The organism is Cryobacterium sandaracinum (assembly GCF_004403415.1).
Lineage (GTDB): Bacteria > Actinomycetota > Actinomycetes > Actinomycetales > Microbacteriaceae > Cryobacterium > Cryobacterium sandaracinum.
In genome coordinates this window covers 16,643-38,920 of sequence record NZ_SOGO01000044.1, presented here as the reverse complement: position 1 = coordinate 38,920, position 22,278 = coordinate 16,643, and the positions used below count along the sequence as shown (strand labels likewise).

At 68.2% G+C, this 22,278-nt stretch carries 27 protein-coding genes; 8 read left to right on the top strand and 19 right to left on the bottom strand.

What is annotated here, in order from left to right; genetic code table 11:
• Nucleotides 1–73 precede the first annotated feature (73 nt).
• The 5 genes from E3T25_RS16460 to ubiE form a co-directional block, all read right to left on the bottom strand.
• The gene (locus tag E3T25_RS16460; protein WP_104100708.1) at nt 74–268 is read right to left on the bottom strand and encodes a Flp family type IVb pilin; all 195 of its coding nucleotides are present in this window, start codon (nt 266–268) and stop codon (nt 74–76) included.
• Nucleotides 269–652: 384 nt separating this feature from the next.
• Nucleotides 653–1,285: a prepilin peptidase gene (locus E3T25_RS16455; RefSeq protein ID WP_241980926.1), complete on the bottom strand. Its 633-nt coding sequence runs from the start codon at nt 1,283–1,285 to the stop codon at nt 653–655.
• Nucleotides 1,286–1,291: 6 nt separating this feature from the next.
• Nucleotides 1,292–2,677: an FAD-dependent oxidoreductase gene (locus E3T25_RS16450; protein WP_104100706.1), complete on the bottom strand. Its 1,386-nt coding sequence runs from the start codon at nt 2,675–2,677 to the stop codon at nt 1,292–1,294.
• Between the two features lie 10 nt (nt 2,678–2,687).
• Nucleotides 2,688–3,758, bottom strand: coding sequence for a polyprenyl synthetase family protein (locus E3T25_RS16445; RefSeq protein WP_369827960.1), 1,071 nt, complete (start codon nt 3,756–3,758; stop codon nt 2,688–2,690).
• Nucleotides 3,759–3,790: 32 nt separating this feature from the next.
• The gene (gene ubiE / locus E3T25_RS16440; protein ID WP_134375455.1) at nt 3,791–4,516 is read right to left on the bottom strand and encodes a bifunctional demethylmenaquinone methyltransferase/2-methoxy-6-polyprenyl-1,4-benzoquinol methylase UbiE; all 726 of its coding nucleotides are present in this window, start codon (nt 4,514–4,516) and stop codon (nt 3,791–3,793) included.
• 65 nt (nt 4,517–4,581) lie between these two features.
• Between ubiE and E3T25_RS16435 the strand changes: the two genes are divergently transcribed.
• Nucleotides 4,582–5,814 (top strand): isochorismate synthase, encoded by a 1,233-nt coding sequence (locus tag E3T25_RS16435; RefSeq protein WP_233191371.1) that lies wholly within the window; start codon nt 4,582–4,584, stop codon nt 5,812–5,814.
• A gap of 88 nt (nt 5,815–5,902) precedes the next feature.
• Here E3T25_RS16435 and E3T25_RS16430 read toward each other — a convergent pair whose 3' ends face one another.
• Genes E3T25_RS16430 through E3T25_RS16420 form a run of 3 tightly spaced genes read right to left on the bottom strand, consistent with a single transcriptional unit; the run spans nt 5,903 to nt 9,033 of the window.
• Nucleotides 5,903–6,769, bottom strand: a complete 867-nt coding sequence (locus tag E3T25_RS16430) for a PPK2 family polyphosphate kinase (RefSeq protein ID WP_134375453.1) — start codon at nt 6,767–6,769, stop codon at nt 5,903–5,905.
• Between the two features lie 49 nt (nt 6,770–6,818).
• Nucleotides 6,819–8,555, bottom strand: a complete 1,737-nt coding sequence (menD, locus tag E3T25_RS16425; protein ID WP_134375451.1) for a 2-succinyl-5-enolpyruvyl-6-hydroxy-3-cyclohexene-1-carboxylic-acid synthase — start codon at nt 8,553–8,555, stop codon at nt 6,819–6,821.
• Nucleotides 8,548–9,033 carry a PLD nuclease N-terminal domain-containing protein gene (locus E3T25_RS16420; protein WP_134375449.1) on the bottom strand — a complete coding sequence of 162 codons (486 nt, stop codon included), beginning with the start codon at nt 9,031–9,033 and terminating at the stop codon, nt 8,548–8,550. The genes menD and E3T25_RS16420 overlap by 8 nt, the downstream gene beginning before the upstream one ends.
• A gap of 71 nt (nt 9,034–9,104) precedes the next feature.
• Between E3T25_RS16420 and E3T25_RS16415 the strand changes: the two genes are divergently transcribed.
• Nucleotides 9,105–9,416: a DUF4229 domain-containing protein gene (locus tag E3T25_RS16415; protein ID WP_134375447.1), complete on the top strand. Its 312-nt coding sequence runs from the start codon at nt 9,105–9,107 to the stop codon at nt 9,414–9,416.
• Here the strand turns inward: E3T25_RS16415 and E3T25_RS16410 are convergent.
• The 3 genes from E3T25_RS16410 to E3T25_RS16400 all read right to left on the bottom strand — a co-directional run bounded on the left by E3T25_RS16410 (nt 9,390) and on the right by E3T25_RS16400 (nt 12,545).
• Complete coding sequence (locus tag E3T25_RS16410; RefSeq protein WP_134375445.1) at nt 9,390–10,370, bottom strand: 1,4-dihydroxy-2-naphthoate polyprenyltransferase; 981 nt, start codon at nt 10,368–10,370, stop codon at nt 9,390–9,392. The two genes, E3T25_RS16415 and E3T25_RS16410, sit on opposite strands and share 27 nt — an antisense overlap.
• A gap of 90 nt (nt 10,371–10,460) precedes the next feature.
• Entirely contained in the window at nt 10,461–11,606 is a 1,146-nt protein-coding gene (locus E3T25_RS16405) for an AMP-binding protein (protein ID WP_241980925.1), read from the bottom strand.
• Nucleotides 11,607–11,633: 27 nt separating this feature from the next.
• Nucleotides 11,634–12,545, bottom strand: coding sequence for a 1,4-dihydroxy-2-naphthoyl-CoA synthase (locus tag E3T25_RS16400; protein ID WP_134375443.1), 912 nt, complete (start codon nt 12,543–12,545; stop codon nt 11,634–11,636).
• A 157-nt stretch (nt 12,546–12,702) separates the two neighbouring features.
• Here E3T25_RS16400 and E3T25_RS16395 point away from each other — a divergent pair, with 157 nt between their 5' ends.
• Complete coding sequence (locus E3T25_RS16395; RefSeq protein WP_134375441.1) at nt 12,703–12,918, top strand: hypothetical protein; 216 nt, start codon at nt 12,703–12,705, stop codon at nt 12,916–12,918.
• Nucleotides 12,919–13,148: 230 nt separating this feature from the next.
• On the opposite strand, the gene E3T25_RS16965 is transcribed toward E3T25_RS16395, so the two are convergent.
• Nucleotides 13,149–13,325 carry a hypothetical protein gene (locus E3T25_RS16965; RefSeq protein ID WP_166786034.1) on the bottom strand — a complete coding sequence of 59 codons (177 nt, stop codon included), beginning with the start codon at nt 13,323–13,325 and terminating at the stop codon, nt 13,149–13,151.
• Between the two features lie 38 nt (nt 13,326–13,363).
• Between E3T25_RS16965 and E3T25_RS17770 the strand changes: the two genes are divergently transcribed.
• The 4 genes from E3T25_RS17770 to E3T25_RS16375 all read left to right on the top strand — a co-directional run bounded on the left by E3T25_RS17770 (nt 13,364) and on the right by E3T25_RS16375 (nt 15,522).
• Nucleotides 13,364–13,801, top strand: a complete 438-nt coding sequence (locus tag E3T25_RS17770) for a sigma-70 family RNA polymerase sigma factor (protein ID WP_277613335.1) — start codon at nt 13,364–13,366, stop codon at nt 13,799–13,801.
• A gap of 85 nt (nt 13,802–13,886) precedes the next feature.
• Nucleotides 13,887–14,183 (top strand): DUF7882 family protein, encoded by a 297-nt coding sequence (locus E3T25_RS16385; protein WP_104100695.1) that lies wholly within the window; start codon nt 13,887–13,889, stop codon nt 14,181–14,183.
• Between the two features lie 29 nt (nt 14,184–14,212).
• Nucleotides 14,213–14,476, top strand: a complete 264-nt coding sequence (locus tag E3T25_RS16380) for a hypothetical protein (protein ID WP_104170472.1) — start codon at nt 14,213–14,215, stop codon at nt 14,474–14,476.
• 65 nt (nt 14,477–14,541) lie between these two features.
• Nucleotides 14,542–15,522 (top strand): o-succinylbenzoate synthase, encoded by a 981-nt coding sequence (locus E3T25_RS16375; RefSeq protein WP_134375437.1) that lies wholly within the window; start codon nt 14,542–14,544, stop codon nt 15,520–15,522.
• A gap of 103 nt (nt 15,523–15,625) precedes the next feature.
• On the opposite strand, the gene ccsB is transcribed toward E3T25_RS16375, so the two are convergent.
• From ccsB to E3T25_RS16350, 5 genes are read right to left on the bottom strand one after another with little or no spacing between them, the layout of a single operon-like run.
• A complete protein-coding gene (gene ccsB / locus E3T25_RS16370) occupies nt 15,626–16,588 on the bottom strand; it encodes a c-type cytochrome biogenesis protein CcsB (protein WP_134375467.1) in 963 nt (320 codons plus the stop codon).
• Between the two features lie 51 nt (nt 16,589–16,639).
• Nucleotides 16,640–18,304, bottom strand: a complete 1,665-nt coding sequence (gene resB, locus E3T25_RS16365) for a cytochrome c biogenesis protein ResB (RefSeq protein WP_104170474.1) — start codon at nt 18,302–18,304, stop codon at nt 16,640–16,642.
• The gene (locus E3T25_RS16360) at nt 18,288–19,049 is read right to left on the bottom strand and encodes a cytochrome c biogenesis CcdA family protein (protein ID WP_134342559.1); all 762 of its coding nucleotides are present in this window, start codon (nt 19,047–19,049) and stop codon (nt 18,288–18,290) included. Before E3T25_RS16360 ends, resB begins: the two co-directional genes overlap by 17 nt.
• A gap of 2 nt (nt 19,050–19,051) precedes the next feature.
• Nucleotides 19,052–19,648 carry a TlpA family protein disulfide reductase gene (locus tag E3T25_RS16355; protein ID WP_104100690.1) on the bottom strand — a complete coding sequence of 199 codons (597 nt, stop codon included), beginning with the start codon at nt 19,646–19,648 and terminating at the stop codon, nt 19,052–19,054.
• Nucleotides 19,645–20,289, bottom strand: a complete 645-nt coding sequence (locus E3T25_RS16350; RefSeq protein ID WP_134375435.1) for a histidine phosphatase family protein — start codon at nt 20,287–20,289, stop codon at nt 19,645–19,647. Before E3T25_RS16350 ends, E3T25_RS16355 begins: the two co-directional genes overlap by 4 nt.
• 78 nt (nt 20,290–20,367) lie before the next feature.
• Here E3T25_RS16350 and aspS point away from each other — a divergent pair, with 78 nt between their 5' ends.
• Nucleotides 20,368–21,681, top strand: a complete 1,314-nt coding sequence (aspS, locus tag E3T25_RS16345; protein WP_134375465.1) for an aspartate--tRNA(Asn) ligase — start codon at nt 20,368–20,370, stop codon at nt 21,679–21,681.
• A gap of 23 nt (nt 21,682–21,704) precedes the next feature.
• Here the strand turns inward: aspS and E3T25_RS16340 are convergent, their stop codons facing one another.
• Both E3T25_RS16340 and E3T25_RS16335 read right to left on the bottom strand, forming a co-directional pair.
• Nucleotides 21,705–22,001, bottom strand: a complete 297-nt coding sequence (locus E3T25_RS16340; RefSeq protein WP_104100687.1) for a Dabb family protein — start codon at nt 21,999–22,001, stop codon at nt 21,705–21,707.
• Nucleotides 21,998–22,267 carry a glutaredoxin family protein gene (locus tag E3T25_RS16335; RefSeq protein ID WP_134375433.1) on the bottom strand — a complete coding sequence of 90 codons (270 nt, stop codon included), beginning with the start codon at nt 22,265–22,267 and terminating at the stop codon, nt 21,998–22,000. The genes E3T25_RS16340 and E3T25_RS16335 overlap by 4 nt, the downstream gene beginning before the upstream one ends.
• Between the last annotated feature and the right edge of the window lie 11 nt (nt 22,268–22,278).

Sequence of the window (22,278 nt, the reverse complement as noted above, 5' to 3'; positions counted from 1 at the left end):
CGGCGGCTCGCCTTGGCAAGCCGCCGCCGGCGCACGGGGTTCTGGCGGTCAGTCTCCGCCGGGCTCGCGTCGGTTAGCCGGGGGTGCCGCCGAGGTCGACCGCAACGCCATTGAACATCCCCGTCAGGGCGAGGCCGATTGCGCCGACAGCGCCGATGATGACGACGGCGATGAGCGAGACCATGAGGCCGTACTCCACTGCGGTGGCGCCCTCTTCGTCGGTGCGCAGGCTGTTCATGAGGGCCTGAATTTTGGTGTAGAACTTCATCTCGGGTTTTCCGTTCTGTGTGGGCCGGCCAGGTCGGCCGAGCGAATGACCACAAGCTACGTTCGTCGAGAAAACCTCACTACGCCCCAAAAAGGGGGGTCCCTGTCTTAGGGGTAGCTGAATGAGCGCTAGATGAAATCCGAAAGCGGCATGACAATGACTCGCGACGTGGGCTTGTCGCGAGCGAGGCCGTCATTCGGGTTCGGGCCGGTCAGTTCGAGTGGCTCAGGGAATCGCGCGGGAGGTGTCTCCGGGCGCGCCGCGGGCAGGAAGATTCGGGTACACAGGTACTCCTCGGGTGAAGCGAACTCGCCGTAGGGTCGGTGACAGCGTCACCGTAGCCCCGTTTCAGCGAACGTCCTGGCCCCCGCCGGGGGGGAAAATTCAGGCAAACAGCACGCCCAGGAAGGCCCCGGCGAGCATGGACGGCCCGAACGGGATGGAGCCCCGCAGGGTCACCCGGCGAAGCGTCAGGGCAACCAACGAGACCAGGCCGCCGATCAGGAAGGCGCCGAAAGCACCGACGAGAAACGGGGTCCAGCCCAGGTAGCCGAGCGCAAGGCCGATCACGGCGGCCAGCTTCACGTCGCCCATGCCAATGCCGCCGGGCGAGATCAGGGCGAGCACGAGATAGAACGCGAACAGCGCGGCACCCCCAAGGAAGGCCCCGAGCAGGGCCTGCCAGGCCCCGGCTGCCGCCGCCGCGAGCGTCAACAGTATCGGCAGCACGATCAGCGAGGGGTAGACCAACGCGTTCGGCAGACGCTTCTCGTTGATGTCGACGACGCTGAGCACCACGGCAATCAGTGCCAGGTACAGATACGCCGGCAGCTCCCACCCGACCCCGAACTCCCACACGACCAGGGCGACCAGCAGGCCGGTCGACACGGTCACCGCGGCACGCACCGGCCAGGCGAAGCGGCGGCGGATGCGCAGCATCCGTTCGGCAATCCCGGTCAGGAAAACCCCGAGTGCGGCGCCGACCAGACCGGCGACAATCGACAGCCAGGGCGCCACGCGCGTCTACCTCACGCCGCGGGAAATCGTGACCATCTCGTCGCGGGGAACGACCTTGACCCGCACGCGACCCTCGTCGGAGCCGAGCGCGAGCTCGTGCTGATCGAGCCGGTGCCAGCCGTCGAGGTTCGTGTATTGCACCCCTCGCTCGTCGAGCAGGTCCACGATGCTCTGCTCCGAGGGCGAATCCGGGCGCCACCAGTTGCCGAGGTCGTTGATCAGGTGCCGCACGGTCTCCATGGCGTCGGACTTCGTGTGCCCGATCAGCCCGACCGGTCCGCGTTTGATCCACCCGGTCGCGTAGACGCCGTACAGCTGCGTGTTGGCGCTCTTCGATCCGAACGATGGGTCGCCCTTCCAGAGAACCTGCCCCTCCCGGTTGGGGATCACGCCGTGCTTCCTGTCGAAGGGAACGCCCGGCAGCGGCGACCCGAAGTAACCCACGGCGCGGTAGACGGCCTGGATCGGGAGCTGGCGGATCTCGCCGGTGCCGACGACGCCGCCCTGCCCGTCGGGGGTGGTGCGTTCGTAACGGATGGCGCCGACCCGGCCCTCGCCGTCGTTGACGATCTCTACGGGCTTGGCGAAGAAGTGCAGGTGCAGGCGGCGGCTGGCCGTGCCGGCCGGGCGCTCCCGCCACTTGTTCAAAACCTTGTCGATCACGAAGACCTGCTTGTTGCTGGCCACGGCGTCCCGCGCGGCATCGTCGTAGTCGAAGTCCTCGTCGTAGAGGACGATGTCCACATCGGGCAGGTCGCCGAGTTCCCGCAGCTCCAGCGGGGTGAACTTCACGGAGGTCGGTCCACGGCGGCCGAACACGTGCACATCCGTCACCGGCGATGCCTTGAGTCCCTCGTAGACGTTCGTCGGAATCTCGGTGCTCAGCAGGTCGTCGGCGTGCTTGGCGAGCATACGTGCGACGTCGAGCGCCACGTTGCCGTTGCCGATGACGGCAACCTCCTGGCTCTCCAGCGGCCAGGAGCGCGGCACGTCGGGGTGCCCGTCGAACCAGCTCACGAACCGGGCGGCCCCGTAGGACCCGTCCAGGTCGATGCCCGGGATGTCCAGGTCGGCGTCGCGCACGGCCCCGGTCGCGAAGATGACGGCGTTGTAGTGCTTCTTCAGATCGTCGAGGGTGATGTCGATACCGAACCGCACGTTGCCGAAGACGCGGATGTCGCCGCGGTCGAGCACATCGCGCAGGGCCGTGATGATGCCCTTGATCCGGGGGTGGTCCGGGGCGACGCCGTAGCGCACAAGCCCGTAGGGTGCCGGCAGGTGGTCGAACAGGTCGATCGAAACCTCGAAGTTCCGTTCCGCCTTGAGCAAGATGTCGGCGGCGTAGATACCCGCAGGTCCCGCGCCGACAATGGCCAATCGCAACTTGGTCATGGAAGCCTTTCTAGCTTGATCGTTCAACGATCGTGTCGGCGAAACGGGTGAGGGCCTTCTTGACCGAGCCGTCCGGCAGCGGGGCGAGGGCTTCGACCGCGTCATGCGCCCAGCCGTGCGCCTCGGCGAGGGTCTGCCCGGTCACGTCGTGCTCGCGCAGCGCGGTGATCGCGGAGTCCGCCGCAGCGGTCGCGACGCCGTTGCTGGCCATCACGTCGCGTTCGAGGCGTTCGAGCAGGGCGGCGGCGTCGGCGTCGTGCGGGGCGCGCTCGCGCAGGCGCAGCAGCGGGAGGGTGGCCACCCCGGCGCGCAGGTCGGTGCCGGGCACCTTGCCGGTCTCCTCCGGCTGCGGGGAGAGGTCGAGCACATCGTCGATGAGTTGGAAGGCGACGCCGATCTTCTCGCCGAACGCGATCACCGGCTTTTCGAACTCGGAGGGGGCGTCGGAGAAGATGATGCCCGCCTGGGCGGCCGCCGCGATCAGCGACCCGGTCTTGTCGGCGAGCACCTGGATGTAGTGCTCCACGGGGTCCTGGCCGGGCTGCGCACCGACGGTCTCGTGTAGTTGGCCGAGCACGAGGCGCTCGAAGGTGTCGGCCTGCAAACGGATGGCCCGTTCGCCCAGCCGTGCCATCAGCTGGTTGGCGCGGGCGAAGAGCAGATCCCCGGTCAGGATCGCCACCGAGTTGCCCCACACGGTCTGCGCGCTCGGCACCCCGCGGCGTTTGTCCGAGTCGTCCATCACATCGTCGTGGTAGAGCGAGGCCAGGTGGGTGATCTCGATCGCGGTGGCCGCGGTGATGACGTCCGCGTGGTTGCCGCTGCCGAGGTGGGCGGTGAGTAGCGCCAGCATGGGGCGCACGCGCTTGCCGCCCGCGTTGAGCAGGTAGCGGCTGGTGACGTTCGCGATCTCGTCGGCAAAGGTCACTTCGGCGAGCAGACTGGCCTCGACCTGGTCGATTCCCCCGTCGATGCCCGCGGCGAGGCCACGGTCCTGGGCGGTCGAGAAAATGCGATCGCTGAGGCCGAGCTGGCTCGTCACGGATGAGCCGCGACGGAACAGGGGCATGCTCGGTTTCACTCTGTCAGCCTAACGATCGGATCTGGGAGGATTCAAGACGGTGCGTTTGACGCATCCGTCGGCTTGATGCCGCGATGCAGTGCCACGATACCCAAGGTCAGGTTGCGGTAGGCGACGGCGTCGAAGCCCGCCTCCCGCAGCCAGGCACTGAGGGTCTGCTGATTCGGCCAGGCCGCGATCGACTCGCCCAGATAGTCGTACGCCTCCGCGTTGGAGGACGCGAGCTTTACGATCATCGGCATCACGCGAGTGAGGTAGGCGAAGTAGCCCAGCCGGATCGGTGCGAACGGCGGCGTGGAGAACTCGCAGATCACGACGCGCCCCCCAGGCTTGGTCACCCGGTAGAACTCGGCCAGGGCCTTCTTGGGCTCGACCACGTTGCGCAGGCCGAACGAGATGGTCACGGCGTCGAACTCGTTGTCGGCGAACGGCAGCGCGGTGGCATCGGCCTGAACGAACTCGACCTGCGGATTGTCCGCGTGGCGTGAATGGCCGACCGCGATCATGCCCTCCGAGAAGTCGGCGGCCACAACGTGCGCGCCCGTCTTCGTCAGCGCGACGCTGGACGTGCCCGTTCCGGCGGCGATGTCGAGGATGCGTTCGCCGCGCCGGGGGTTCACGGCGCGGGTCGCGGCCATCCGCCACAGGGCCGCGTTCCCTACCGAGAGAACGGCATTCGTGCGGTCATAATGGGTGGAGACCTGATCGAACATGGCAGCGACCTGCTCGGGCTGCTTATTGAGGTCTGCTCTACTCACTCCCACAGTCTAGATTGCCCGCGGACACGCCGGGCTCTCCACAGCCTCTGGCATAGGCTATGCAGGTGAATGCTCAGGCTCTAACGGTTGAAACCACCCCCATCGCCGACATCCGCCAACTGATTCTTCTGCTCGACACCCGAGCACCGCTGCTCTGGATGCGGCGCAACCAGGGTCTGGCCGGCATCGGCACGGCCCTGCGGCTCGAGTTCTCCGGAGCGACCCGGCTGACGGATGCCGCCACCGCCTGGCGCGACGTCGCGGCCGCCGCCACCGTGTCCGACCCGATCGAAAGCACCGGCACGGGCCTGCTCGCTTTCGGAGCCTTCGCCTTCGACGCCTCCTCGGCCCAGACCAGCGTGCTGATCGTGCCGCAGGTCGTCATCGGGCGCGACAACGGCCGATGCTGGGTGACGCGCATCTGGCCGACCGGCACCACGCCGCCGGAGATTCCCCTGGCTCGCCGTCCTCTCGGCACCGAATACCGCATCTCCCTGCTGCCGGGCGCGCTGCCGCCCGCCGGGTACCGCGACGCGGTCGGCGAAGCCGTGTCCCGCATCGCCTCCGGAGACCTCAACAAGGTCGTGCTGGCCCGCGACTTGGTCGGGCGGCTGCCGGCGGAATCCGACCTGCGCCGCGCCGTCAGCGAGCTGGCGCTGGGCTACCCCGACTGCTGGACCTACGCGGTCGACGGCCTCGTCGGCTCCAGCCCGGAGACCCTCATCCGCGCCGACCACGGGGAGGTCAACGCCCGCGTGCTCGCCGGCACGATGTCGCGGGGCGCGGATGCCGCCTCCGACCTGGAGGCAGCCCTCCAGCTGGCCACCTCCGCCAAGGACGGCGACGAACACGCCTTCGCGGTGCAGAGCGTGCTGGCCTCGCTCCGCCCGCACACCTCTCACCTCATCACCAGCGAGATCCCGTTCACCGTGAAGCTGCCGAACCTCTGGCACCTGGCAACGGATGTCGAGGGCACCCTGAGCGACGGATCGAACTCGCTCGACCTGATCGCCGCCATGCACCCGACGGCCGCGGTCGCCGGCACGCCCACCGGGACGGCGCTCGCCCTGATCCGCGAACTCGAGCCGTTTGACCGGGGCCGTTACGCGGGCCCGGTCGGCTGGGTCGGCGCCGACGGCGACGGCGAGTGGGCAATCGCCCTGCGCTGCGCCCAGGTCAGCCCCGCCGGCAGCGTCACGGCCTACGCCGGCTGCGGCATCGTGCTGGACTCCGAGCCCGAGCGCGAGCTCGCCGAAACCCGCATGAAGTTCCGCCCCGTCGTGGAGGCCTTCGGCTGAGAAGCCTCCGCAGACTCCGCGCAGCGAGGATCCCCGCTCCGGGCGAGAGTGCCCGCTCCGCGGGCCACTCTCGACCGAACGAACACACTCAGGTCGCGGCGAGGCGGGCCTTCTCGACCTCGACGTCGAAGGTCGCGGACGGCCAGGTCAGGTCGAGACGCTGCAGGGCGTCGATCAACAGGTGCTGCACGGCCAGGCGGGCGTACCACTTCTTCTCGGCCGGCACTACGAACCAGGGCGCGGCAACGGTCGACGTGCGTTCGAGGGCGAGCTGGTACGCCTCCTGGTAGGCGGCCCACTGCATGCGTTCCTCGATGTCGCCCGGGTTGTACTTCCAGTGCTTGTCCGCGCGTTCCAGCCGCTCGGCCAGGCGCTCCTTCTGGTCGTCGGAGCCGATGTGCAACATGACCTTGACGATCGTCGTGCCGGCGTCGACGAGTTCCTGCTCGAACCGGGTGATCAGGCCGTAGCGCTCCTCGATCTCCGCCGCCGGGGCCAGCGCGCGTACGCGGCCGACCAGCACATCCTCATAGTGTGAACGGTCGAAGACCCCGATCAAGCCGGCGTCGGGCAGCCGTTTGCGCACCCGCCAGAGGAAGTCGTGGGACCGTTCCACCTCCGTGGGCGCCTTGAACGCGTACAGACGGATGCCCTGGGGGTCGACAGCGCCGACGACGTGGCGCACGATGCCGCCTTTGCCGGCCGTGTCCATGGCCTGCAGCACGAGGAGCACGCGGCGCGGGTCGCCGGACCGGCTGTTCGCGAAGAGCATCTCCTGCAGGTCCGACAGCACGCCGGCCCCGGAGGCCAGCGCTTCATCTGCGCTGTCCTTCTCCACCCCGTCGAAGCCGGGCGTCGAGGCGGGGTCCACGCCCGCGAGCCGGAACCCCGGCGTCACCCGCAGCAACGCCCTCGGTTCCCCGGCCCAGAATTCCTGCTCACTGCGTTCAGCCACGGTGCACCCTTCGTTGCAGAATCAGTGTCCCGCAGACGCCCCGGCAAACCTAGCGAACCAGCGGAACCTCGAGGATGCTCGGCCCCGCATGCGGCGCGGTCAGCGCGCGCTCGAGGTCACTTCGGGTGGCCGCCAGACCGTATGACCAGCCGTAGGCGGCGGCGAGGTTGGCGACGTCGGCCTGCTGCGGGGTGAAGAGAACCCGGTTGATGGCGTCGGCGCGGGCGGATGCCGCCACCTCCAGACCGTCGAAAATGGTGCCGCCGCCGTCGTTGCCGACGATGATCTGGAGCCGCGGCAGCGCCTCCCCCGGGGTGAGCAAGAGCGACCCGACATCGTGCAGCAGGGTGAGGTCGCCGACCACCAGGCGGGTGACGCCGGTGGACTGCGGCGTCGGACCGGTCTGGCTGGCCAGGGCGATGCCGACGGCCGTGGCGACCGTGCCGTCGATGCCGGCCAGGCCGCGGTTGGAGTGCACGGAGATCTTCTTGCCGGGAACGCGGCGGTCGGCCACCCGCACCAACCGGGAGGCACCGAAAACGAGACGGTCGTGCGGCCAGGAGGCGCGCCAGACGGCGTCCACGAGCATGGGCCGGGTGACCGGCGCGCGCATGGCGGCCAGCTCTTCGCGGGTGATTCCGCGATCACCGATCGGGATCGATTCGCGGGCGGCTCCCGCGGCCAACAGGTGCCGGCTGGACATCACCCAGCGGCCCAGCCATTCCCGCCCCTCGGGGCTGCCGGCCGCTGCGATGGCCACGGCGTCTGGGGCGGCGGCACGGGCGAATACGCGCACCCGGTGTCCGGGGTTGAACCATTCGGTGCCGGTGGGAGCCACCACAATCGTCTCCACACCCTCGCGGACGATCATGGCAGGCACCTCACGGCTGAGCGTCGGGTGACCGAACACGACAGCGCGCTCGACCCGCCCGCCGAGGTCGGAGGCCAGCAGCAACTCGCGGTAGGCGGAGACGAGGTTCGGGCCGAACCGGGCGCCGCTGCACACCTCGGCCAGCAGCGGCCAGCCGCCGGTACGCGCGAATTCCTCGGCCTCGGGGCCGGCGCCCGTGCCGGCGATGACCACGGTACGCGGTCCGCCCGTGACCGGGAAGACCGGTTCGGTCGGGGAAGCGTCCACGACGGGCGCGGCGAGCACCGCGGCCGACTCGGCGAGTCCGACCGGGCCGGAGATCGCTTCGGGAGTCAGCGCCACCGGCGCCGACAGCGGCTCCCGGAACGCCAGGTTGAGCTGCACCGGGCCCGGATCGAGCGAGGTGGCGCCGGTGGCGGCATCCGTCGCCTGTCTGGCCAGGGCAATGGCGTCGGCGTGCTCGCCGGCCGCACCCTCCGGTGCGGGCGCATCCACGCACAGGCGCGTCGCCACACCGAACAGACCGGGCTGCACGGTGGTCTGGTTCGAACGGATGCCGCGCAGCTCGCTCGGCCGGTCGGCCGTGAGCAGGATCATGGGCACCCCCGAGTGGTGCGCCTCGAGCACCGCGGGGTGGAGGTTCGCCACGGCCGTGCCCGAGGTGCAGACGACCAGCGTCGGCCGGCCAGCCTCGACGGCTAGGCCGAGAGCGAGGAAGCCCGCGCCGCGCTCGTCGAGGCGCACGTGCAGCCGGATCAGCCCGATCCGCTCCAGTTCGGCGGCGGCCAAAGCAAGGGACTGCGACCGGGCGCCCGGGCTGAGAACCAGGTCGCGCACGCCCAGACGCACGAATTCACCCAGGAGAGAGAAGCTGAAGTCTGTGGCCGGGCTACCGCTCGACGCGATGTCAGGCATCCCGCCGGCCAGGCTGATCGCCTTCGCCCGGCTCGGATTTTTTCGGCTCGAACCCGGCCTGGCCGTTCTGGCCGGCCTGACTGCCCTTACTGCCCTGACCGGTCGTGCCGGAGGTTCCTGTCGTGTCGGTGGTTCCTGCCGCACCGAGGTCCCGGGGATCCGGAGCGTCGAGGTCGGCAAGCTCCTGCTCGAGGGCACGGAGTCGTTCTTGGTCGGACGTGGCCCGGTCCAGACCCTTGAGGAAGTCGATGTCGTCGTCGGGGGCGAACGATCGCACGATCTTACCCGTGCTGGCACGGCCGCGACCGATCAGCAGCCACAGTACCGGCCCGATCACGGGAATGAGCACGATCACGAACATCCACACCCAGCGTGGTAGCCCGCGAACCCGGGATCGTTGCAGGAGCGCGCAATCCACCAACGCATAGACGGTGAGGACGACGACGACGACTCCAAGAGCGAACCACAGGCGAACCATCCCCACAGTGTATGGCTCCCACCCGTGAGATCGGTGAGTGAGCGCACAGCCCGGCGATCTAAACTGTGACCATGAATGTTGTTCCCGCCTGGGTGTCCTATTCGGTCTTCCGCGTGCTCCTGTTCGCCGTTCCGCTCGCCGTGATGCTCTTCCTCCGGATCGAGTGGTGGCTTGCCGCGATCGCCGCCGCTGTGATCGGAGCCTCGCTCTCCTTCATCTTCTTGCGAAAGCCTCGCGAGAAGGTCGCGCTGGGCCTCTACCAGGCGCGGCACCCCGATACGGAGCCGGCGCACCCCGACGCCGTGTCCGAGGATGCTGCCCTCGACCGGGCCGATGCACGGGCGGCCGATGCCGACCTACAGCGCGAACGCGAGAGCCAGTAGCAGCCCGTAGGCCAACGCCGAGACGCTGGTCAGCTTGAGGGCCAGCACCAGTTCGGTCGAGGTCGTCGCCGTCACCGTGATCAACCCGGCCGGCACCGCCAGCAGCAGCACGAAAAACGTCAGCCAGGCCAGCGGGTAGAAGACCGCGAAGAAGGCGACGATCGCGAACGCCAGCAGCAGGAACAGGCAGAACACGACGCGCGACGCCATGCTCCCGATCAGCACCGCGAGCGTGCGTTTGCCGGATGCCCGGTCCGGCTCCAGGTCGCGCAGGTTGTTGACCATCAGCACGGCCATGGCGATCAGGCCGATCCCGACGCCGCTCAGCCAGCTTTCGGTGTTCACGGTGCCGACCTGCACATACGTGGTACCGACGGTGGCCACAAGGCCGAAGAACACGAAGACGAAGACCTCGCCGAGACCGAAGTAGCCATACGGTTTGCGTCCGCCGGTGTAGAACCAGGCCGCAATGATGGCGAGGACACCCACCAGCAGCAGCCACCACTGACCGGTCAGCACCACCAGGGTGAGGCCGGCGAGCGCGGCGAGCGCGAAGAATGCGAGGGCCACCGTGAGTACGGCACGGGGCTGGGCGGATCCGCCGCCGGTCAGCCGGGCCGGGCCGATCCGGTTGGCGTCAGTGCCGCGGATACCGTCGGAATAGTCGTTGGCGTAGTTCACGCCGATCTGCAGGCACAGGGCCACGATCAGGGCGAGCACCGCTCGTACCGGATGGAAGACGCCGGGGCCGCTCACGACGATCGCCGCACCGGTGCCGAGGGCCACCGGTGCGATAGCCAGCGGGAGGGTGCGCAGGCGTGCTCCGGAGACCCAGTCTCCTGCCGTGGCCGGTCCGGTTCGCGCCGGGCCGCGGCCGGCGGGGGCGTTCCGCCGGGCCGGGTTGCCCGACCTCCCGTTCCGGGCCGCCGAAGAGGTCGCTGCCGAGGGATTCAATCGCTGTTGTGAGGGCCTGACCGGCCGCGCTCCGTGTGCCACGCCTTCATAGTACGTGCCGGTGGCTCGGTGGCTCGGTAGCTCGGCAGCTCAGAGATCGGCGAGCATCCGGCCCAGGGCAAGACGGTCGGGTTTGCCGGTGGAAAGCTGCGGGATCGACGCGACCCGCACGAGGCACGCGGGCCTGGCCGCCTTGCCCAGCACGGATGCCACGGCTTCCCCGATTCTCTCGAGGGAGTCCTCGGGGAGGCCGGCCGCACCGGGTTCCGCCGGCACGACCAGCACCGGGACCTGGCCCCACGTGACGTCGGGCCGCCCCACCGCCACGGCCTCGCCGAAGCCCGGCAGCGACCGGACGACCCGCTCGACCGCGTCGAGCGACACCTTCTCGCCGCCGGAGATGATCACGTTGTCGGCTCGCCCGAGCACGCGCACGAGGCCCGTCGCGGCATCCACCTCGCCCAGGTCACCCGTGCGGTACCAGCGTCCCCCGTGCACCTCGAGGAAGCGATCACTGGTGCGCAGGGGGTCACCGAGGTACCCCTCGGCGAGCACGGAGCCCGCGATCTCCAGCTGCCCATCGACCACGCGCACCTCGGAGTCGCCGATCGGGGTGCCGTTGTAGACACAACCGCCGGAAGTTTCCGACGAGCCGTAGGTGGCGAACACGTGCAGGTCGAGGTCGACGGCCCGCTCGGCGAGCAGCGACGGCAGCGCCTGGCCGCCGACCAGAATGCCGTCGAAGCGGCGTAGCACGGCCAGCAGATGAGGGTCGTCTGCGGCCGCGGCGACCAGCCGGGCCAGCTGCACCGGGACCAGGGCGGTGAACCGCAGCGGTTCGGTGAGGCGCCCGGCTGAGGCGGCGAACACGGCCGGGTCGAAGTGGCCGCTCGGCAGCACGACGGGGACGGTGTCGGCCACGATCGAGCGCACGAGCACCTGCACCCCGGCGATGTAATGCACGGGCAGGGCCAGCAGCCACTGACCGGAGCCGCCGAGGCGCACGCTGGAGGCGGCGGCGCTGCTCAGCAGGGCGTCGGTGCTGAGCATCACGCGCTTGGGCACATCCGTCGATCCGGACGTCTCGATCACCACGGCCACCTGACGGGGCACGCGCAGCAGGCTCAGCCGCCCGGCGGCCTCCTGCCGGCCGGGTACCGGCAGCACGGCGTCGCCGGTGTCGGCCAGCGCGAGGCGCAACGGGGTCATCAGGTCGAGCGGGTCACGGACCGGCACCACCCTCAGCCGACGGAACATGGTCGCCTAGAACTGCCAGTCGTAGGGACCCCAGTCGGGGTCGCGCTTCTCCAGGAACGCGTCACGCCCCTCGACCGCCTCGTCGGTGCCGTAGGCCAGGCGGGTGGCCTCCCCGGCGAACACCTGCTGGCCGACCAGGCCGTCGTCCACGGCGTTGAAAGCGAATTTCAGCATCCGGATGGCGGTGGGCGACTTGGTCAGGATCGTGCGGGCCCAATCCAGCGCCTCCACCTCGAGTTCGCCGTGCGGCACCACGGCGTTCACGGCCCCTATCTCGAAGGCGCGCTGCGCGGAGTACTCGCGGGCCAGGAAGAACACTTCCCTCGCGGTCTTCTGCCCCACCTGGCGGGCGAAGTAGGCGCTGCCGTAGCCGGCGTCGAAGGAGCCGACGTCGGCATCCGTCTGCTTGAACTTGCCGTGCTCGGCGCTGGCGATGCTGAGGTCGCAGACCACATGCAGGGAGTGCCCGCCGCCGGCCGCCCAGCCGGGGATGACCGCGATGACAACCTTGGGCATGAACCGGATCAGCCGCTGCACCTCGAGGATGTGCAGTCGGCCGCCGCGTGCCGTGTCGATCCCGGACGCGGTCTCTCCCTCGGCGTACTTGTAGCCATCCCGGCCTCGGATGCGTTGGTCCCCGCCCGAGCAGAACGCCCAACCGCCGTCCTTCGGGCTGGGTCCGTTGCCGGTCAGGAGCACCACCCCGATGTGCGGGTTGACGCGCGCGTCCTCGAGGGCGGCGTGCAGTTCGTCGACGGTGTGCGGGCGGAACGCGTTCCGCACCTCGGGCCGGTTGAACGCCACCCGGGCGATCCTCCCAGTCACGTCGTGGTGGTACGTGACGTCGGTGAGGCGGTCGAAGCCCGCGACTTCCTGCCACTGGGTCGGGTCGAAGATTTCGGAAACCTGTTCGATCATGCACCCAGCCTACGCGGGCCTGCGGCGCCGGAATGCGGCTGGCCATGGGCCTCTCGGAAGCTGGTTGGCATCCCCGTTTGAGCGGCAAAGTCAAGCCCCTTGAGGCCGTCGTTTCCACCCTGTGTACTGAGTTATTGAAAAATACTCGGAGGCAGTGATGGCCGACAATGGCACACGAAAAACGATCCCCACCCCACCCGCGAGAAATATCGGGATCAACGAACTCTCCCCCACGGAATGGCGCATCAGCGACCGGATGATCGCGGACGGCGATCCGGCCGCCTTGGTCGGCTTCATCCAGCGCGTGGACGACGCCTTCGAAGTGACGGATTTCGGCCGCCCCCCGGGAGCGAGCGTACTTCTCATCCTTTGACCGCGCCACGGTCAGTCTCGCCCTCCGTCCGGCACCCAGCGGAACGGCACTGCGATGAGCACGGCCACGCAAGAGACCCAGCCCCCGGAGCGCTCAAGCTCCCGACCGCCACCGGCCGCGAATCAGCCCCCGACCCCGGCGTCAGCGTCAGCGTCAGCGTCAGCGAATTTCACCTCCGCTCCGTCGACCGCTCCCTCCCGCTACAGCACATCGACGGATGCCTTCGGCGACTACCTGCGCCGCATCGGCAGGGGCCCCTGCTCACCGCCATCGACGAGGTGACCCTCGCGCAGCGCATCGAGGTCGGGCTGTTCGCCGTCGAAAAATTGTCCCACGGAGTCGACGACCCGTCCTTGGCCCGCGAGCTGGCCTGGCTTGCCCATGACGGCCGCCGCGCGAAGAACCACTTCATCGAAGCGAATCTGCGCCTGGTGGANACCACTTCATCGAAGCGAATCTGCGCCTGGTGGACAGCATCGCCAAGCACTACTCCGGACGCGGAATGCCCATCATGGACCTCGTGCAGGACGGCAACATCGGCCTCGTCCGCGCCGTCGAAAAATACGACTTCATGACCGGCTACAAATTCTCCACCTACGCCACCTGGTGGATCCGCCAAGCCGTCCACCGCGGCATGGCCCAGCCCGAGAAGCACGCCATGCTCACCATTCGGGCTTCGGACATCGTTTTCTACATGCGCGCCCTGCCGCCGCGGGAGCGGTCGATCCTGATGTCCCGGTTCGGTCTCGACGGGGGCGCGCCCCAGACGCTGGACCAGATCGCCGTCGTTCAGGGCGTGACCCGGGAACGGGTGCGCCAGATCGAGAAGCGCGCACTGGCCCTGCTGAAGGTCCCCCGACTCGAGCGGTACCTGCGGGACTGAACCTCGGCCGTTCCCACTGAACGGAGCGTAGCGGTGCTGGCGACTTCACGCTATCCTCGGCTAAAACTTTGATATCGGGGGATATATGGGCAAGCTCACGTACAACTCGTCTCTGACAGCAGATTTCGACGACCGGGTCCTCGCCCATATCCAGGTCGTCATCGGGGCGAAGTTGCGACGCGGCGAGTGTTTCTATTTCACGTGGCGAGACGACCCCCAGGGCGGCGACGGCCGCAGCACGATCTGGCTGCATCCCGCGATACCCCTGGCCTACAAGTATTTCGGCGGGCGCTCCCCCAGCCTCAACCGCGAATGGATCGAAGCCCTCATGCTTTCGGCCAATTCCTCCGGGGGCCTCCAGCTCGTGCCGGAACCACATTGACCCGCGACAGTATTGGTGAAGGACGAATCGTGATCCGAGTCGATATTGTCTACGGCGGCGCGGAGTACTCGTTGGGCGGCCGGTCGTTGGAGTCCATCCAGACCGAGGTTGAGACCGCGTTCCTGGCTGGGAAGCCCTACTGGCTGCGGGTGAACAGTGGCGGCGGGCGCTTCGAAGACGCCTACCTGCTGATCGCGCCGGGCATCCCCTTCGCAATTCTCAACGTCAAACCGCACAACGGCCCGGACATCGATCTCGAGGTGGACGGGGCGTTCAACCAGGACGTGCTCTGACCTGACTGGCGTTCCCCGCCTGACCGGCGTTCCCCGGGAGAGCCCCCGGCTGGCACACTGGGAACATGCTGCCACCACTTGCTGAGTTGCTCAGAACTGCCCGCGTCGTCGCCCTGCCTCTGGCGACGCGGTTTCGCGGACTCGACACCCGCGAGGCCCTGCTCGTGGAGGGACCGGAAGGCTGGGCGGAATTCTCCCCGTTCGCCGAATACGACGACGCGGAGGCTGCCACCTGGCTGCGGGCCGCCCTCGATTTCGGTTGGCAGGCCACGCCGCCCCTGCTTCGGGAACGCATCCCCGTGAACGCGACGGTGCCGGCGGTCACCGCCGACGAGGTCGCCGGCGTGCTCGCCCGGTTCCCCGGCTGCCGCACCGCCAAGGTGAAGGTCGCCGACCCCGGTCAGACCCTCGTCGACGACGTGGCACGCGTGCGCATGGTTCGCCGTGTGCTCGGGCCGGAGGGGCGCATTCGTGTCGACGCGAACGGTCTGTGGAACGTCGATGAGGCGGAGCACGCCATCCACGCCCTCAACGAGTTCGACCTCGAATACGTGGAGCAGCCCTGCGCCACCATCAAGGAACTCGCCGAGATCCGCCGCCGCACCGGCTACCTCGACGTCGGCGTCGCCGCCGACGAAAGCGTACGCCGCGCCAAGGACCCGCTGCTGGTGGCCCGCACGGGTTCGGCCGACATCCTCGTGATCAAGGCCGCGCCGCTCGGCGGAATCCGCGCCGCCCTGGCGCTGATCAACCAGACCGGGCTGCCCGCCGTGGTCTCAAGCGCCCTCGACACCTCGGTCGGCATCTCGATGGGCGCCCACCTGGCCGCCGCGATTCCGGAACTCAACTTCGACTGCGGACTCGGCACGGCGTCGCTCCTTGCCGCGGATGTCACCACCGACCCGCTGCTGCCGGTCGACGGCGGCATCCCGGTGCGTCGGGTGACCCCCGACCCGCAGCTGCTGGAGCGTTACGCAGCCGCGGACGACCGGCGTGACTGGTGGCTGGCCCGCCTGACCCGCTGCTACGCGCTACTCACCGACTGAACCAATTCGACGGAGATTCTGCGCAAGAAGAGGGTTTTCGGCCTGTTTGGCGGCGATCCGGCCGAAATCTCCGTCGAATTCGTTAGGAGCGAGGACCCCTGGTCTAGAGGCCGGAGTAGGAGTGCAGGCCCTTGAAGAAGACGTTGACGATGCCGAAGTTGAACATGACGGCGGCGAAGCCGATGATCGACAACCAGGCGGACCGTGATCCGCGCCAGCCACGGGTCGCGCGGGCGTGGATGTAGCCCGCGTAGAGGGTCCAGATGATGAACGTCCAGACCTCCTTGGTATCCCAGCCCCAGTAGCGACCCCAGGCCTGTTCGGCCCAGATCGAGCCGGCCATGAGGGTGAAGGTCCACAGGATGAAGCCGATGATGGTGACCCGATAGGCCAGGTTCTCCAGCGTGGCCGCCGACGGCAGGGTGGCCAGGAACCGCAGCCGACCGCTCTTCGCGGACGCGAGGAGCGACTCACGCCGGAACTGGAGGAGTTGCACGGTCGAGAGGGCGAACCCGAGTGCGAAGAAGCCGGTGCCTAGCGAGGCGACGAAGACGTGAATGACCAACCAAGCCGACTGCAGGGCCGGCGGCAGGGGCGCGACCTCGACGTAGAAGCGCAGCGCCGCGATGCCGAGAAGCACCAGCACCATGCCGGTGACGAAGGTGCCGAGGAAGCGCAGGTCGGCGCGGGTCAGCACGATCAGGAACACCGAGACGATCAGCAGGGTGCCCGTCATCGCGAACTCGTACATGTTCGCCCACGGGACGCGCTCGGCGGCCACGCCGCGGAGCACCGCCGACACCAGGTGGATCAGCCACGCCAGCACGGTGAGCGAGACGCCCACCCGCAGGCTGGCCGAGCGGCCGTAGGGGGTGACCGCGTCGTTCGCGATGCGAGCGCTGATGCGGGTGAGGGTGGTGGTTGCGCCCGCCGCGCCGGCCGCTTCCGCGCGCGCAGATTCGGCCCGGCGCACCTGTGCGTCTGCCGCCGTGGCGGAGGTGACCGCCGCGGAGCGCTTGGCCAGGTCGAAGGAAAAGGCGATGAACGCGAGGGCGTAGACCGCCATGGCCGAGTAGAGGCTCAGAATGGAGAGCTCGTTGAGATTCACGATGACAGCCTATTTCTGTTCGGATGCCGGGGTGGCCGATTGGGAGGATAACAGCAGGTCCGTGTGCCGATCGGCGAGGTCGCTGACGGCGGATTCCAGGGTCGGGTCCTCGCCCCGGGCTAGACCCGCGTATTCGAGGCGCAGCGAGCCGTCCTGCTCCGGCACGGCCTTCACCCAGACCCGCCGACGTGGCACGAACAGTGACGTCAGCAGGCCGAGCAGGGCCAGAACGGCGAAGGACAGCACCCAGAGCTGGGTGGGGTCGTGGTGGATGTCGAACGAGGCAAACCGCAGCACCGAACCAGAGAAGTCCCCGTTCTGCGCCCCCGGGTTGGCGTCGTCGAAAGTGACGGACCCGAGGCCGTTCGGCAGTTCCCGGGTTTCCCCCGGCTTCAACTCGATCGACTCCACGCCGGTCTTGCCCCCGGTGAGCTGGGTCATCTTGTCGATGTCGAGCGAGTAGACCGACGTCGGCACGCCCGCGTCGAGCCCCAGGTCTCCCGAGTAGACGTTGAGGGTCAGCAGCGGGTATTCGAGGTCAGGGAAGGAGGAGAAGAAGGCCCCCGAATCCGCGGTGGCCTGGGTCGGGTAGAAGAAGCCGATCATGCCGAGTTGCTCGGCGAGCCCGTCGGGAACCTTGATCACGCCGAGGGAGGTGAGGTTGGCATCCTGCGGCAGGAACGGCACAGAGTCGGTGAAGACGACCACCCCGTTCGGGTCCTTTACGGTGAGGGTGGGGGCGTAGCCGTTGCCGAGCAGGTAGACGTCGGTGCCGCCGGTGCGGGCCGGCCCGTTCACCTTCACCTGACTGGCCTCTGCGGCCTCACCCCGCGGGGTGATGGTGACCTCTGCTGTGAAGTCGATCGGCTGGCCGTAGGCCTTGAGGTTCTCCTCCTCGTAGGTGACGTCGAAGTTGTCGAGGGTGAGTTTATAGGGCGTGAGGCTGGTGTCGTTGAAGAACCGGCCGGGGTTGAACGAGTCGTAGGCCAGCAGGGTGTTCACGAAGGTCTGCCCTTCGACCAGTACACGTTGGCCGCTGAACCCGAAGCCGCCACCGAAACCGACGGTGATCAGGATGCCGACCAGGGCGAAGTGGAAGACCAGGTTGCCGGTTTCACGCAGGTAGCCGCGTTCGGCCGAGACCGAGGTCTCCCCGCGATTCTCGAAGACGGCCGCCCGGTAGCCGCTGGTCTTCAGAAGCCTGCGGGCGGACTCGACGGCGGCCTGGGCATCCGTGCCGGCCGGAGCGATGCGCGCCGTGAAGCCGGCCAGCCGGGACAGGCGGGCGGGGGTGCGCGGCGGCTTGGCCCGCAGCGCGAGGTAGTGGTGCTTGGTGCGCGGGATGACGCACCCGATCAGCGAGATGAACAGCAGCAGGTAGATGGCCGAGAACCACGCCGACGAGTAGACGTCGAACGCCTGAACCGTGTCGAGCAGCGGTGCGAGGTCGGGGTTGTCGGCGAAGTACTGGGTAACCCCGTTCGGGTCGGAGCTGCGCTGGGGTACCAGGGATCCCGGCACGGCGGCGATCGCGAGAAGCAGCAGAAGGAACAGCGCGGTGCGCATGTTCGTCAGCTGGCGCCAGAACCAGCGCAGCCAGCCTGCGAAGCCGAGGTGCGGTTGCACGATTCCCGCGGAGGCCGGGGCGTCGTAATGGTCAGATGGCCGGGACATAACTTCCGATCGTTCCTTGCAGGTCGAGGAGCCAGGCGTTCCACACGCCACTGACCATGAGCACGCCGATGAGAACGAGGAGGAGACCGCCAGACAGGTTGATAGCCCTGACGTGCCGTTTCAGGAAGGAAACGGCTCCGGTCGCCCAGCTGAGGCCGAGCGCGATGAGAAGGAACGGGATGCCCAGCCCGAGCGCGTAGAACAGGGCCAGCAGTCCCCCCTGCCAGGGAGAGCCCGTGGTCAGGCTGAGAGAGTTGATGGCCGTGAGCGTGGGGCCGGTGCAGGGGGTCCAGCCCACGGCGAAGACCGCGCCGAGCAGAGGAGCGCCGGCCAGGCCCATCCCCGGTCTCCAGGTTGCCTTCACGCTGCGCTGCGCGAAACCGAACTGGCCGACGAACACCAGGCCGAGCAGGATTACCACGACGCCGGCGATGCGGGTGATCGCATCTCGATACTGGTTCAGCCAGAATCCGGCAACCCCGAAAATGACACCGGTGAGCACGAAGACGAGGGTGAAGCCGAGGATGAACAACAGGACCCCGAGCAGCAGACGGTTGCGGCCCCGGCGGTCGCCGCGCGCGGGGGTCGAGCTGCCGTCGGTGAAGCCGCCGATGTAGGCCAGGTAGCCGGGCACGAGCGGGAGGATGCAGGGAGAGGCGAACGAGACGAGCCCGGCCAGCACGGCGATGGGAATGGCCAGGTAGAGCTGGCCGCTGAAGACGATCTCGCCGAAGGGGTTGTCCACGCCTACGAATCCTCGGCGATCGCGTCGCGCACGAGAGTTTCGAGGATGGAGGGCTCCGAGATCGCACCGAGGATGCGGGCCGCGACCCGGCCTGACCGGTCGAGCACCAGCGTGGTGGGAACGGCGTTGGGCGGGATGCTGCCGCTGAACGCGAGCTGCATGCTCCCGTTGTCGACGTCCATCACCGACGGGTAGGTGATGCCGAAGCTCTCGTTGAACGCGGTCGCGTTCGCGGCCTGGTCCCGCACGTTGACGCCGACCCAGTGGGCGTCCGTGCCGGCGAATTCCTCGTTGAGTTTTTGCAGGGCCGGGGCTTCCGCCCGGCAGGGCGCGCAGCTGGCGTACCAGAAGTTGACCACGACGACCTCGCCGGCGTAGTCCTCGCTGGAGAGCGGGTCGCCGTTTTCGTCGGCGCCGCTCCAGGAGATGGGATCGCCGCGCTCGGCGGCCGGGATCTCGGTCCAGCTGCCGTCACCGGCGATGAAGCCCTTACTGCTGCCCTCGCGGTACTGTTCGGCGAGCGGGTCGGCGGAGCAGCCGGTCAGCAGTAGCGCCACGGCAACCAGAGCGGTGACGGCGGCGCGGGGACGGAGGTTCATACGGCTCCTACGTCCGAGGCGCCGACCTGCAGCGACAGGGCAGGGTTGGAGTAGCCGGTCTCGTCGGGGAAGCCGCCGGGCCAGGACAGGGTTGTGATGCTCGACAGGTCGCAGCGGCGTTTGCGCGGGTCGTGCGGCAAACGCTGCCGGGCCAGGGCGCGGTGCACCATCCAGATCGGAAGCTGGTGGCTGACGAGCACGACGTCGCCCTCGTCGACCGAGTTGCGGGCATCCTCGATCGCGGCGAGCATGCGCTTCGCGATCGAGTCGAACGGTTCGCCCCAGCTGGGACGCAGCGGGTTGATCAGCGCGTGCCAGCTGCGGGGATCGCGCAAAGCCCCGCCCGTGCCCCGCATCCGTTTGCCCTCGAAGAAATTGGTCGGCTCGATGATGCGCGGGTCGATGTCGACCGGAAGGGTGAAGGCAGCCGCGATCGGAGCGGCCGACTCCTGCGCACGCTGCAGCGGTGAGGAGATGATGCGGGCGACGGGGCGCCCGCGCTCCACCAGATCGGCGGCAGCCGCCTCGGCCATCTGGGCCCCCAGATCGGAGAGGCGGAATCCGGGCAGGCGTCCGTACAGAACGCACTCGGGATTGAAAACCTCACCGTGCCGCACGAGATGTACCTGTCTGGCTACCACTCTCCCAGTCTACGGAGGGGGCACCCGCGAATACGCCGAGAGCCGTGCGGCTAAACTTGACCGGTGACTGAGCGCATAATGATCAAGAACCTGGCCGCCCTCGACAACGGACCCGTGACGGTGTCCGGGTGGGTCGACACCGTCCGAGACCAGAAGAAGGTGCAGTTCGTCGTGCTGCGCGACGAATCCGGCGCGGTGCAGCTCGTGAACCCGCGCACTACGGATGCCGACGGCATTGTCGTCGCCGACGAACCGGCCACCACCATCTCCACCCTGTCGCAGGGCAGCTTCGTCACCGTCACCGGTGAGCTCAAGCACGACGAGCGCGTCAAGCTCGGCGGCATCGAAATCAAGCTCGCGACCCTCGAGGTCGTCACGGTCGCCATCCCCGAGACCCCGATCGCGGCCGACTCCAATCTGGACAAGCGCCTCGACTGGCGCTTCATCGATCTGCGCCAGCCCAAGCAGAACCTGATCTTCCGCCTCCAGACCACGTTCGAGCACGCACTGCGCACGTACTGGATCGACAATGACTTCATTGAGCTGCACACCCCGAAGCTGATGGCCAGCGCGAGCGAGTCCCGCGCCGAGCTGTTCGAGGTGGAGTACTTCGACACCAAGGCCTACCTCGCGCAGAGCCCGCAGTTCTTCAAGCAGATGGCCCAGGCCGCCGGCTTCGGCAAAATCTTCGAGGTCGGACCGGCGTTCCGCGCCGACCCGTCGTTCACCAGCCGTCACTCCACCGAGTTCACCAGCGTCGACTCCGAGATCAGCTGGATCGACAGCCACGAAGACGTCATGCAGCTGCACGAAGAGCTGCTTGTCGCCGGATTCACGGCCGTCAAGGAGAAGCACGGCGACGAGGTCCTGGCCCTCTTCGGGGTCGAGGTCACCGTGCCCAGTACACCGTTCCCGCGCATCCCGCTGGCCGAGGCCAAGGAGATCGTCAAGACCCGCGGCTACGAGGTCCCGCGCGATGACGACGACATGGACCCCGAAGGCGAACGCCGGATCGCCGCCTACGTGCGCGAGACCTTCGGCCACGAGTTCGTCTTCCTCACCGACTACGCCTCAAGCATCCGGCCGTTCTACCACATGCGCCACGAGGGCGACGCGAGCATCACCAAGAGCTATGACCTGATCTTCAACGGCACCGAGATCTCCACTGGAGCGCAGCGCGAGCACCGCATCGACATTTTGGTCGAGCAGGCCAAGGAGAAGGGCGTCGACCCCGAGGAGATCGAGGGCTACCTCGACTTCTTCCGCTACGGCGTTCCGTCGCACGGCGGGTTCGGCATGGGCCTCGCCCGGGTGCTCATGCTGATGCTGCACCAGGCCAGCATCCGCGAGGTCACCTACCTGTTCCGCGGCCCGACGCGCCTCGAGCCGTAGCCGAACGGGCCGTAGCCGAACGGTCAGACGGCGACATCGACGGCCATCCTCGACGATACGACGGAACGGATGAAGGTTCCCGCCGCCTGGTGGGCGGGGTGCACCTGGTAGCGGTTGACGGCGTCCAGGTCGTCAAAGTCGGCGATCAGCACGACGTCCCAGTTGGAGCCGCCGGCGACGTCGAAACCCACCTGCAGCGAGCGGATCTCGTCGACGACGCCCACGAGCCCTTCCAGGCGGACCGCGATCCCGGCCGCGGCGGCGGCCTTCTGAACCGGGTCGGCCGGGGCTAGTTGCCAGGAGACGATGTGCCGGATCATTGCACGGCCAGAAGCGCCGTGCGCAGCCGCAGTGGATCGATGCGCCAGTAATTGTGCACCTTGCCGTTGAGCAGGAGCACCGGGATGTCCTCGACGTACAGGGCGTGCAGCTCGGCGTCGTCGAGAATCGAGCGTTCTTCGAGCACGATGTCGGGGGCGGACGGGTCGTCGGCGAGTTTGGTCACGACGCTGTCGACCAGATCCCGGGCGTCATCGCAGAGGTGACAACCGGGCTTGCCGATCAGGGTGAGGAGTGCAGTAGCCATTGCTCCAGCCT

Excerpts from the sequence above, each read along its gene's own strand:
- E3T25_RS16460 (WP_104100708.1), bottom strand. The coding sequence starts at position 268 with ATGAAGTTCTACACCAAAATTCAGGCCCTCATGAACAGCCTGCGCACC.
- E3T25_RS16450 (WP_104100706.1), bottom strand. The coding sequence starts at position 2,677 with ATGACCAAGTTGCGATTGGCCATTGTCGGCGCGGGACCTGCGGGTATC.
- menD (WP_134375451.1), bottom strand. The coding sequence starts at position 8,555 with ATGCCTGACATCGCGTCGAGCGGTAGCCCGGCCACAGACTTCAGCTTC.
- E3T25_RS16420 (WP_134375449.1), bottom strand. The coding sequence starts at position 9,033 with ATGGTTCGCCTGTGGTTCGCTCTTGGAGTCGTCGTCGTCGTCCTCACC.
- E3T25_RS16415 (WP_134375447.1), top strand. The coding sequence starts at position 9,105 with ATGAATGTTGTTCCCGCCTGGGTGTCCTATTCGGTCTTCCGCGTGCTC.
- E3T25_RS16400 (WP_134375443.1), bottom strand. The coding sequence starts at position 12,545 with ATGATCGAACAGGTTTCCGAAATCTTCGACCCGACCCAGTGGCAGGAA.
- E3T25_RS16395 (WP_134375441.1), top strand. The coding sequence starts at position 12,703 with ATGGCCGACAATGGCACACGAAAAACGATCCCCACCCCACCCGCGAGA.
- E3T25_RS16385 (WP_104100695.1), top strand. The coding sequence starts at position 13,887 with ATGGGCAAGCTCACGTACAACTCGTCTCTGACAGCAGATTTCGACGAC.
- E3T25_RS16375 (WP_134375437.1), top strand. The coding sequence starts at position 14,542 with ATGCTGCCACCACTTGCTGAGTTGCTCAGAACTGCCCGCGTCGTCGCC.
- ccsB (WP_134375467.1), bottom strand. The coding sequence starts at position 16,588 with ATGGCGGTCTACGCCCTCGCGTTCATCGCCTTTTCCTTCGACCTGGCC.
- resB (WP_104170474.1), bottom strand. The coding sequence starts at position 18,304 with ATGTCCCGGCCATCTGACCATTACGACGCCCCGGCCTCCGCGGGAATC.
- E3T25_RS16355 (WP_104100690.1), bottom strand. The coding sequence starts at position 19,648 with ATGAACCTCCGTCCCCGCGCCGCCGTCACCGCTCTGGTTGCCGTGGCG.
- aspS (WP_134375465.1), top strand. The coding sequence starts at position 20,368 with ATGATCAAGAACCTGGCCGCCCTCGACAACGGACCCGTGACGGTGTCC.
- E3T25_RS16340 (WP_104100687.1), bottom strand. The coding sequence starts at position 22,001 with ATGATCCGGCACATCGTCTCCTGGCAACTAGCCCCGGCCGACCCGGTT.
- E3T25_RS16335 (WP_134375433.1), bottom strand. The coding sequence starts at position 22,267 with ATGGCTACTGCACTCCTCACCCTGATCGGCAAGCCCGGTTGTCACCTC.